At 69.4% G+C, this 10,473-nt stretch carries 10 protein-coding genes; 4 read left to right on the top strand and 6 right to left on the bottom strand.

The window, feature by feature from the left end; all coding sequences use genetic code 11:
* The 5 genes from HY726_09980 to HY726_09960 form a co-directional block, all read right to left on the bottom strand.
* The coding region (locus HY726_09980; protein ID MBI4609329.1) for an aspartate kinase at positions 1 to 809 on the bottom strand (809 nt) is incomplete at its 3' end.
* Between the two features lie 82 nt (positions 810 to 891).
* The gene (locus tag HY726_09975) at positions 892 to 1,893 is read right to left on the bottom strand and encodes a flippase-like domain-containing protein (protein MBI4609328.1); all 1,002 of its coding nucleotides are present in this window, start codon (positions 1,891 to 1,893) and stop codon (positions 892 to 894) included.
* A gap of 128 nt (positions 1,894 to 2,021) precedes the next feature.
* The gene (locus HY726_09970) at positions 2,022 to 3,080 is read right to left on the bottom strand and encodes a threonine synthase (GenBank protein MBI4609327.1); all 1,059 of its coding nucleotides are present in this window, start codon (positions 3,078 to 3,080) and stop codon (positions 2,022 to 2,024) included.
* A 228-nt stretch (positions 3,081 to 3,308) separates the two neighbouring features.
* Positions 3,309 to 4,616, bottom strand: coding sequence for a homoserine dehydrogenase (locus HY726_09965; GenBank protein MBI4609326.1), 1,308 nt, complete (start codon positions 4,614 to 4,616; stop codon positions 3,309 to 3,311).
* Between the two features lie 37 nt (positions 4,617 to 4,653).
* Positions 4,654 to 5,829: an aminotransferase class I/II-fold pyridoxal phosphate-dependent enzyme gene (locus HY726_09960; GenBank protein MBI4609325.1), complete on the bottom strand. Its 1,176-nt coding sequence runs from the start codon at positions 5,827 to 5,829 to the stop codon at positions 4,654 to 4,656.
* A 320-nt stretch (positions 5,830 to 6,149) separates the two neighbouring features.
* Between HY726_09960 and HY726_09955 the strand changes: the two genes are divergently transcribed.
* Entirely contained in the window at positions 6,150 to 6,569 is a 420-nt protein-coding gene (locus tag HY726_09955) for a hypothetical protein (GenBank protein ID MBI4609324.1), read from the top strand.
* On the opposite strand, the gene HY726_09950 is transcribed toward HY726_09955, so the two are convergent.
* Entirely contained in the window at positions 6,557 to 7,615 is a 1,059-nt protein-coding gene (locus tag HY726_09950) for a galactitol-1-phosphate 5-dehydrogenase (GenBank protein ID MBI4609323.1), read from the bottom strand. The two genes, HY726_09955 and HY726_09950, sit on opposite strands and share 13 nt — an antisense overlap.
* A gap of 223 nt (positions 7,616 to 7,838) precedes the next feature.
* Between HY726_09950 and HY726_09945 the strand changes: the two genes are divergently transcribed.
* The 3 genes from HY726_09945 to HY726_09935 all read left to right on the top strand — a co-directional run.
* Entirely contained in the window at positions 7,839 to 8,594 is a 756-nt protein-coding gene (locus HY726_09945) for an outer membrane protein assembly factor BamD (GenBank protein ID MBI4609322.1), read from the top strand.
* A 127-nt stretch (positions 8,595 to 8,721) separates the two neighbouring features.
* Positions 8,722 to 9,840 (top strand): low-specificity L-threonine aldolase, encoded by a 1,119-nt coding sequence (ltaE, locus tag HY726_09940; GenBank protein ID MBI4609321.1) that lies wholly within the window; start codon positions 8,722 to 8,724, stop codon positions 9,838 to 9,840.
* Positions 9,841 to 9,850: 10 nt separating this feature from the next.
* Positions 9,851 to 10,473 (top strand): ABC transporter ATP-binding protein (locus HY726_09935; protein ID MBI4609320.1); only part of this gene is annotated, 623 nt, incomplete at its 3' end.

Here is a 10,473-nt window from a genome sequence, read left to right as displayed (position 1 = left end):
GGGACCCTGAGGATCGAGACCTTGGCCTGGCTCCGGTCGTGGGTCAGGCCGGTGACGATGACCTCCTCCATCCTGCTGTCCTCCCTCGTGACGAGCGTGCCCGGGTCCGGCTTGAAGCTGGAGCGGACGTGGACCGGTACCGCGTACTTCTTCGCGAACTCCACCGAGCGCGACTGGAGCACCCTGGCGCCGAGGCTCGCCATCTCCAGCATCTCGTCGTACGAGACCCGGCTGAGCTTGCGGGCGTCGGGCACGATGTTGGGGTCGGCGGTATAGACCCCGTCGACATCGGTGTAGATCTCGCACAGGTCCGCCTTGAGGGCCGCCGCCAGGGCCACGGCGGTCAGGTCCGAGCCGCCGCGCCCGAGCGTCGTGATCTCCTCTTCGGCGGTCACCCCCTGGAACCCCGCCACTACGACGACCTCGCCGGAGTCGAGGGCGTGCCGGATCCGCTCGTTCTCGATCCTCCGGATGCGGGCCTGCCCGTGGACCGTGTCGGTGTAGATCCCCACCTGGGCGCCGGTGAAGGCGCGGGCGGGCCGGCGCAGGGCCTGAAGCGCCATGGCGAGGAGCGCGCTCGAGACCTGCTCGCCTGTGGCGAGGAGCAGATCCAGCTCGCGCGGGGGCGGCGTCGGCGTGATCTGTTGGGCCAGGGTCAGGAGCGAGTCGGTGGTCTTCCCCATGGCCGAGACGACCACGACGAGCTGGTGCCCCTGCGCCGCGGTCTCGGCGACGCGGCGGGCCACGTGCGCGATCTTCTCGGGATCCGCGACGGACGAGCCGCCGTATTTCTGAACAACGAGGCTCATGGGCGGCATCGTACATGAGCAGCGGCGAGGATGTAAAGGCCGGCGCCGCTCGCGCGCGTGGATCGGCCCGCGGGAGGGGCGCTCACGTCCCGCGGGCGTCGGTCTCCGGGATCGCCTGGCGCGTGAGCTGGAGGAGGCTCGCGTGTTCGAGCATCAGGAGGAGCCACCCGACCAGCGTGACCGGGATGAGCTGGCTCGCGTGGTAGAGGAACGAGAAGCTCAGGGCTTCCGCCCGCGGCACGTCGAAGAGGGTCAGCGCCAGCACGACCGCGGCCTGGATCACGCCGACGAACCCCGGCGCCGAGGGCAGGCTCATGCCCAGCCCGACGAACGCCACGACGGCCCACGCCGCGGTGAGCGAGAGCAGGAGCTGGGCGGCCGCCAGCGCGCTCCACGTTGCGAGGGCGTAGAGCACCCAGAGCCCCACGGACCAGAGGAGGATCGGGAGGAGGTGGCTGGGCGTGCGGATCCCCCGGAGCCCGAGGGTGAAGGTCTCGAGGATGGCGAGGGCCTTCGCCAGGAGGCGCGGCCAGCGCCCAATCAGCACGCTGACCAAGGCGCGGAAGCCTTCCGGGACTACCACCAGGGCGGTCAGCGCGGCCATCGCCGCCAGATCCAGGCTCAGGAAGACAAGGGCGCCCCACTTGAGCTCGTCGGGCACGGGAATCATCAGCACGAGCCACGCCAGGATCAGGACGACCGCCAGCGCGTCGAGCACGCGCTCGACGACCAGCGTGGCGATGGCGGTCCAGAACCCCTGACCGCTGTGTCGTGCGGCCAGGTAGCCGCGGACCAGCTCGCCCGCGCGCAGGGGGAGGACGTTGTTCCCCAGGTAGCCGATCATGACGGCGGAGAAGAGGCGCGACGGCGCAGCGTCGGGCGGGAAGAGGTAGCGCCAGCGCCGGGCCCTCGCCCACGCAGCGAGGAGACCCAGCGCGACGCTCAGGGCGAGGTAGCTCCACTGGGTGCGCGCCAGGTGGTGGCCCACCTGGCGGAGGTCCACGCTCGCGAGGAGGTAGGCGAGGAGACCGGCACTGACCGCGACCCCGAGGAGGACTTTGGCCCAGTGCCTGGGCAGGCTCATGGCGATAAGATTAGCACGCTGCAAGTCTCCCTCGAGCGCGGGCTTCGCCCGCGCAAGCGGAGTGGGGGAGGCCTCGGAGGGGGACACCCACACCTCCGGCGTGGGTACCCGGGCCCCCTCCGATTGTCTTAGAGGCCCAGCTGGGCGAGGACCGCGCCGAGCCGCGGCGGGACCGTGGTCGGACGGGAGGAGGACTCGAGGGCGGTGTCCGGATCCTTCAGTCCGTGGCCGGTGAGGGTGAGGACGACCGTCGACCCCGGCTCCAGGCGCCCCGCCTTCGCCATCTTGATGAGCCCCGCGACCGCTGCCGCCGAGGCCGGCTCCATGAAGATTCCCTCCTCGTGGGCGAGCAGCCGGTAGGCGCGGAGGATCTCCTCGTCGGTCACCACGTCGATCCAGCCGCCGGAGTCCTTCATGGCCTCGACCGCGTAGCCCCAGTTGGCGGGGTTACCGATGCGGATCGCGGTCGCCACGGTCTTGGGCTCGGCGATCACCCGGTTCTCGTAAATCGGCGCCGCCCCCGCCGCCTGGAAGCCGACCATCCGCGGCAGCTCCTTCGACTTCCGCGCCTGGTAGTACTCCCGGTAGCCCCGCCAGTACGCCGTGATGTTCCCGGCGTTGCCCACCGGGATCAGGTGGTAGTCGGGCGCGCGGCCGAGCTGGTCGACGACCTCGAAGGCTCCGGTCTTCTGCCCCTCGAGCCGGTAGGGGTTGAGCGAGTTCACGAGCGTGACCGGGTGCGTCTCGGCGATCTCGCTGACGATCGCGAGCGCCTGGTCGAAGGAGCCTTCCATCGTCAGGACCTTGGCCCCGTGGATCGCGGCCTGCGAGAGCTTGCCGATGGCGACGGCCCCCTTCGGCACCATGACGAACGCCCGGAGCCCGGCTCGCGCGGCGTAGGCGGCTGCCGACGCGGAGGTGTTCCCGGTCGAGGCGCAGATCACGGCGCGCGACCCGGCTTCCAGGGCCTTGGAGATCGCCATCGTCATCCCGCGGTCCTTGAACGAGCCGGTGGGGTTGAACCCTTCGCACTTCAGATAGATCGTGAGCCGCGGGTCGGTGGCCTCCGCCAGGCGCGGCGCCGCAATGAGCGGCGTGTTCCCTTCCAGGAGGGTGACCACCGGCGTCTTCTCGGTGACCGGGAGAAACTCCCGGTAGCGCTCGATGACCCCCGGCCAGGGCATCACGCCTCTCCCCCTTCGCGGACGTATGGGTTGAGCTCTGGCACAACCGCGCGATCGCCGTGACAAGAACCGAGCCGGGTGCCCATCGAAGATGGGTGCAGGACGCAGGGAGGAGGGGGTACCCACCGAAGGTGGGTCGGGAGGCGTACTTCTGGTACGTTGAGGATCGGCGCGGGCACCACCCGAAGGGTGGTCGGAGGACGCAGAGATGCGACGGTTATTGGCACGGCGCTAGCCTTCTCCCCCTTCGACGCGGATCATCATCGTCCGCCCGGCGACCACCGGGAGCCGGTCGATCGCCGCGAGGGCCTGTCGCATGTCGCGCTCGCGGGCCTCGTGGGTCATCATCACCACGGGCACGGCTTCGGCAGCCGCCCGTCCTTTCTGAATCACCGAGGCGATCGAGATGTCGTGACGTCCCAGGATGCCGGCGACCTGGGAGAGGACGCCGGGCCGGTCCAGCGCCATGACGCGCAGGTAGTAGGCGCAGCGGATCTCCTCCATGGGCTGGAGGGGCAGCGGGCGGGCGGAGGATCCGGGCAGATCGAGCGGGAGCGCGGGGAGCCCGTGCGCCTGCCGCCGGGCGATCTCGACGATGTCCGACCAGACGGCGGAGGCAGTCGGCATCTGCCCCGCGCCCCGACCGTAGAACATCAGGTCGCCGACGGCGTCTCCGGTGATGAACACGGCGTTGAACACCCCCGAGACCGCGGCCAGGGGCGAGCTCGCGGGAATCATGGTCGGGTGAACCCGCGCTTCGAGCCCGCTGTCGGAGGCCTTCGCGATGGCCAGGAGCTTGATCCGGTAGCCGAGCTCGCCGGCGTAGGCGATGTCCTGCGGCGTCACCCCGGTGATCCCCTCGGTGTGGATCTCCTTCAGGTCCACCGGGGTCCGGAACGCCAGCGTGGCCAGGATCTGGAGCTTGTGCGCGGAGTCCAGCCCCTCGACGTCGAGGGTCGGGTCCGCCTCGGCGTAGCCCTTGGCCTGGGCCTCCTTCAGGACGACGCCGAACTCCTGGCCCTCGTCGGTCATCTTGGTGAGGATGTAGTTGGAGGTGCCGTTGACGATGCCGAACGCCGAGAGGATCCGGTTGGCGACGAGCCCGTCCTTGACCGCCCGGATCAGCGGGATCCCGCCCGCCACGGCAGCCTCGAAGCCCAGCATCACGCCGCGGGTTCGGGCCTCTTCGAACAGTTCCGCGCCGTGGTGAGCCAGCAGCGCCTTGTTGGCGGTGACGACGTGCTTCCCGGCCTGGATCGCCTTGAGGATGAAGCTCCGGGCGGGTTCGAGCCCGCCGACCAGCTCGACGACGATCTCGATCCCGGGATCGCCGAGGACCCGGCCGGCATCGGGAACCAGCGGGAGGGCCTGGAGGTCGAGCCCCGGCCGGGGCCGCGTGAGGTCCGGGTCGGCGATCGCGTCCAGAACGAGCCGGCAGCCGGCCCGCGCTTCCAGCTCGCCGCGGTGGGCGTTCAGGAGCTTGACGACACCGCTCCCGACTGTACCGAGGCCGAGGAGCCCAATCCGGACGTCTTTCACGGAATCCGCTCGCGCAGCGGTTCGGAGCGGGGAGACGTCAGCGCTTCCCGCCGAGGCTCTTGAGGCCGCGCAGAGCCTGGCGGATCCGTTGCTCGTTCTCCACCAGCGCGAACCGCACGTACCCCTCGCCGTACTCGCCGAAGCCGATGCCAGGGGAGACGGCCACCCTGGCTTCCTGGAGGACGAGCTTGGCGAACTCCAGCGAACCCATGGCACGGAAGGGCTCCGGGATCGGGGCCCAGACGAACATCGTGCCGAGGGGCTTCGGCACGGCCCAGCCCTGCTTGTTCAGCCCGTCCACGAGGACGTCGCGCCGCTTCCGGTGGACCTCGACGATCTCGCCGACGCAGCTCTGGTCCCCCTCGAGCGCGATGATGCCGGCGATCTGGATCGGCTGGAAGGCGCCGTAGTCGAGGTACGATTTGATGCGGGCGAGGGCGTGGATCATGCGGGCGTTGCCGCACACGAAGCCCAGCCGCCAGCCGGGCATATTGTAGGACTTCGACAGCGAGAACAGCTCGACCCCGACCTCCTTGGCGCCCGGCGCCTCGAGGAACGACGGCGGCCGGTAACCGTCGAAGGCGAAGTCCGCGTAGGCGAAGTCGTGGACGACCATCAGCCGGTGCTCGCGCGCGAAGGCGACGACCTGCTCGAAGAAGCCGCGATCGACCACCTGGGTGGTGGGGTTGTGCGGGAACGAGAGGACCAGGAGCTTCGCCTTCGGCCAGGCCAGGCGCGCGGTCTCCTGGAGGCGCGCGAAGAAGTCGTCGCCGGGCACCAGCGGCACCGAGCGCAGGTCTCCGTCAGCGATCACGATCGAGTAGGAGTGGATCGGGTACGTCGGGTTCGGGACCAGCGCCCCGTCCCCGGGCTGGAGGATCGCGAGCGCGAGATGCGCGAGCCCCTCCTTGGCCCCGATGCTGACGATGGCCTCAGTCTCCGGGTCCAGCTCGACCCCGTACCGGTCCCGGTACCACCTCGCGATCGCCACGCGGAGGCGCGTGATCCCCCGCGACGCCGAGTAGCGGTGGTTCCGGGGGTTCTGGGCAGCCTCGACGAGCTTGTCGACGATGTGCTTGGGCGTCCCCTGGTCGGGGTTCCCCATGCCGAGGTCGATGATGTCCTCGCCGCGGGCCCGGGCCTTGATCTTCAGGTCGTTCACCACGGAGAAGACGTACGGGGGGAGACGCTTGATCCGGTAGAACTCGTCCATGGCCCCGGGTTCCTGTGCATCCGATCATACGCCGGCCCTCGACGAGCTGTCAAGAAATCGCTATCTGGCGCGGAGATACTGCGCACGCCGCGCAGTCGATGTTGGCGCGGGCACGCGGCGGATGGAAGCATCAAAAATTGGGTGATGAGCAATAAAAGGGGCTCAGTCTATCTGGGAGAAGTTTGGCAAACATTCCCAGGAGGTGAGCCCCGTGAAGGGAATCTGTCTTTCCTTCGAGGTGAGAATACGGGTGGAGCGGACGGACGTCAACTGGTTGGAGACCGTGCTCGTGCGGGAGCGGGAACGGTGCTTTCTATGTCCTGGACCTCTGGCATCTGGAGCGCGCCCTCAGGGCCACGCTGGGGGCGGAGCATTCGGAGATCCCTCCGATGCTGCACGCGGCTGTCGTGGGCCAGCCCGAGGAGATTCTCTTTCGCTTGAGGCGCTTGGCGATCCGGGCGCCCACGGCCGAGGTCCAGGCCGCCTTCCGGCACCTGATCGAGTACGTGCAGGCGAACGCCGAGGGGATCCGGAATTTGCCCCGGGCGGCACTGTGGGGGTCGGGGGCGGTCGAGAAACAGGTTGACGTCCTGGTGGCTCGCCGGCTGAAGACGTGCGGCATGAGCTGGTATCGCCGCGGGGCGGCGGCGCTGCAGCGGCTCCGGGTGCTCAAAGCCAACGGCGACTGGGACAGGTACTGGGCGGAGCGCCAGCAGGCCGTGGCCCGCTATGCAGCGTAAGACCCCATCACCCAATTCTGGATGCATCCGGGGAGCAAGAGCGCCTTGATGTAGTCCGCGGGCGGCGCCGTCACCAGCTCGCGGAAGACGCGGGCGCCCTCGCTGAGGGGAAAGGGCCGGACCCACGGCGCCAGCTCGATCTTGCCGTGGGCGAAGAGGCCGATCGCGGCCCTGAGGTCGTGAGGGGTGACGGCGTAGGAGCCGGTGATCTTGCGCTCGCCCAGCACCACGTCGAATCCGGACACCTGGGTAGGATCGTCGTGGAGGCCGACCCAGACGATCTCGCCTCCCGGCCGAGTCGCCGCAACCGCGGCGCGACGGGTCTCCGACGCGCCCACCGCGTCCACGACGAGATCGGCCCCGCGCCCGCGCGTGAACTCCCGGACCGCCGCCACCACGTCCGCCCGCCGCGGGTTGAGGACCGGCTCGGCGCCGAGCTGGTGGGCGACCTCCAGGCGCGCGTCGCTCACGTCCACCGCCAGGAGCCTGAAGGCGCCGGCAGCCTTGGCGACCTGGAGCGCCATCAGCCCGATCGTCCCGGCCCCGATGACGACCACCGTCTCGGGGAAGCGCTGGCGCGTGAGGCCCAGCGCGTGGACCCCGTTGGCCAGCGGCTCCACGAGGGCCCCCTGGAGTGGGGAGACCTTTTCGGGGAGCGGCAGGAGCGTCGAGACGGGCACCGCGCAGAGCTCGGCGAACCCGCCGGGCCGCTTCATCCCGAACACCTCCCGCTCGCGGCAGAGGTGGCTCTGGCCGTCGCGGCAGTCCTCGCACCGCCCGCACGAGATCACCGAGTTGACGACCACGCGGTCACCCTGCCGGTAGCCCGAGACCCCCTCGCCGACCTGTGCCACCTCGCCGCAGAACTCGTGCCCCATGATGAGGGGCGGCGTCCGGCGCGGCGAGCGGGTGGCGAACCCCTCCAGCTCGGAGCCGCAGATCCCCACCGCAGCCACCCGGACCATCACCTCACCGGGCTTGGGCGTCGGCTCCGGAACGTCGCGGACTTCGAGCCGGTCCCACTCGGGATAGACGAGGGCCTTCATGCAAATCCTCGGAGGAGGATAGCGCCCCCCTTCCGAAGCCTCCCTCCAGGCGGTGCGTGCTTCGCGCTTAGCAGGTGCGCAGCCAGTGTGCGGGATGATACTGGCCCGGTTCTCACGTGTCAAGGGCCCGCGACGCCGGAGACGCCGGAAAGGCCAATTTCTGCTTGACTTTTCGCGGGGGGCCCCGTATATGTGAAAGCCAAGTTAAAGGGCACGCCAACTGATGTACCGATCTCTCCTGCCTCTGACCGCGGTGTTTCTCGCAGCGCTCCTCCCGGGAGGGTGCGGCTTCGCGACCCAGGCTCCCGAGGCCATCCTCCCCGCCGACGAGCTCTACCAGAAAGGCGAGCACGAGCTGGACCGTCGCCGCTACGAGGACGCCCGGACGCACTTCACGAGAATCGTCGAGCGCCATCCCGACTCCTCCCTCGCGCCCCGGGCCCGCTTCCTGATCGGCGAAGCCTACTACCGGGAGGGCGAGTTCGAGAAGGCTATCAAGGAGTTCCAGGCCTTCATGGCGTTCTACCCGCGTCACCTGATCGCGGACCTGGTCCAGTACCGGCTCGCGATGAGCTACTACGACCAGATGAAGCCCGTCGAGCAGGACCAGGGGCTCACGGCCAAGGCGCTCGAGGCATTCAAGAAGCTGATCCGGGAGTACCCGGAGAGCCGTTACGCGCCCGACGCCCTGGCCAAGATCGAGATCTGCCGCGGCCGCCTGGCCCAGAAAGAGCTCTGGGTCGCCAACTACTACTACAACCAGGGCAACGCGGGCGCCGCCCGCCAGCGGCTCGAAGGCCTCATGAAGGACTACCCCCGTACGCTGGTCATCCCCGAGACCCTCTTTCTCCTGGCGGAGATCCACCGCCAGGGGGGACGGCCGGACGAGGCGCGACGCCTCCTGAAGCGGCTGGTGGACGAGTACGCCTACACCGAGTGGGGGCGGCGGGCCGCGCAGCGACTCGCGGCGCAGAGGTAGCACATGCCCAGGCTATCGTTCGGTTACTACGCCGGTTGTTGCCGAGCGCGCACCCACGGCTTCGCCGTGGGTACCCGGCCCGCGCAACCAACTCGGGCCTCGCGCGGCGGGTGGCCTGCCTCTCGGCATGGCCGAACCCGCCACGCTCGAACTGCAGGGGGGAGGTTCGGAAGGGGGGCGTAGCCCCCCTCCGAGACTGGGCGTGCACGACGTCGTCGACCTGCGCTCGGACACGCTGACGCTGCCGACCCCGGAGATGCGCGAGGCGATGGCCCGCGCCGAAGTCGGCGACGACGTCTGGGAGGAGGACCCGACTGTCCAGCGGTTGGAGGCCCTCGCGGCGGAGCGAACCGCAAAAGACGCGGGTCTCTTCGTCCCCTCGGGAACCATGGGGAACCTGGTCTCCGTCCTCTCGCACACCCAGCCGGGACAGGAGATCATCCTGGACCTGGACTCCCACATCTTCAACTACGAGGTCGCGAGCGCCGCAGTCATCGGCGGCGTCCAGACCCGCCCCATCCCGACCGAGCGCGGCTTTCTCTCGCCTGATCAGGTCAGGGGCGCGATCCGGCCTGCCAACATCCACGTCCCGCCGACCGGCCTGGTGTGCCTGGAGAACACCCACAACCGCCACGGCGGCACCGTGTGCAGCCCCGAGGAGATCGGCGCCGTGGCTGAGATCGCCCGCGCGGCCGGCATCCCCGTGCACCTGGACGGGGCGCGGATCTTCAACGCCGCGGTAGCCCTCGGGCGGCCGCTGAGCGAGTTCACGCGCCCGGTCGACTCGGTCACGTTCTGCGTGTCGAAGGGGCTGTCGGCGCCCGTGGGCTCGCTGGTCTGCGGGACGCGGGAGTTCGTCGCCCGCGCCCGGCGCTTCAGAAAGATGCTCGGCGGCGGGATGCGCCAGGTGGGGATCCTGGCCGCGGCGGGGATCGTGGCGCTCGAGGAGATGATAGACCGCCTGGCCGACGACCACGCGAACGCCCGGCGCCTCGCGGAAGGGCTCGCCGCGCTCCCGCGCATCCGGATCGACCTCACGAAGGTCCAGACCAACATCGTCATCTTCTTCGTCGATCGCCCGGGCGGAGCCGCGGAGCTCGTCCAGGGCTGCGCGGCCCGCAAGGTGAAGATCCACGCCATCGGCCCCACAGCGATCCGCTGTGTGACCCACAAGGACGTGGACCGCGAGGACATCGACCGCGCCCTCGACGCTCTTCGGGAGATCACACGGAGCTGGGCCGCATGAGGGAGCGCTGATGGCGGAGAGGCTGCTCGACGTCAAGAACCTCAAGACGTACTTCTTCACCGACGAGGGCGTGGTCCGCGCGGTGGACGGTGTGGACCTCCGCATCGACAAGGCGGAGACCCTCGGCGTCGTGGGCGAGTCCGGGTGCGGCAAGACCGTGACGGCGCTCTCGATCATGCGGCTGATCCCCCAGCCGCCGGGACGTATCGTGGAGGGGGAGATCCGCTACAACGGGCGGAGCCTCCTCGAGCTCCCGCCCGCGCAGATGCGGAAGGTCCGGGGCAAGGAAATCTCCATGATCTTCCAGGAGCCCATGACCTCGCTGAACCCGGTGTTCACCGTCGGCGAGCAGATCGCCGAAGCGCTCAGGCTCCACGAGAAGCTCGGGCGGCGGGAGGCGATTGACAAGACCGTGGAGATGCTCAAGCTCGTCCACATCCCCAACCCGGAGCAGCGGGTACGGGAGTACCCGCACCAGCTCTCCGGCGGCATGCGCCAGCGCGTGATGATCGCCATGGCGCTCTCCTGCAATCCCAAGCTCCTCATCGCTGACGAGCCTACCACGGCGCTAGACGTCACCATTCAAGCTCAGATCCTGGAGCTCCTCAACGAGCTCAAGGCGAAGCTCAGGAT

Source organism: Candidatus Rokuibacteriota bacterium (assembly GCA_016209385.1).
In the GTDB taxonomy this organism is placed as follows: domain Bacteria; phylum Methylomirabilota; class Methylomirabilia; order Rokubacteriales; family CSP1-6; genus JACQWB01.
This window is presented reverse-complemented; position numbering and strand designations above follow the sequence as displayed.

Coding starts and splice junctions, on each gene's coding strand:
- HY726_09975 (MBI4609328.1), bottom strand. CDS start 1,893: ATGAGCCTGCCCAGGCACTGGGCCAAAGTCCTCCTCGGGGTCGCGGTC.
- HY726_09950 (MBI4609323.1), bottom strand. CDS start 7,615: ATGAAGGCCCTCGTCTATCCCGAGTGGGACCGGCTCGAAGTCCGCGAC.
- ltaE (MBI4609321.1), top strand. CDS start 8,722: ATGGCCGAACCCGCCACGCTCGAACTGCAGGGGGGAGGTTCGGAAGGG.
- HY726_09945 (MBI4609322.1), top strand. CDS start 7,839: ATGTACCGATCTCTCCTGCCTCTGACCGCGGTGTTTCTCGCAGCGCTC.
- HY726_09960 (MBI4609325.1), bottom strand. CDS start 5,829: ATGGACGAGTTCTACCGGATCAAGCGTCTCCCCCCGTACGTCTTCTCC.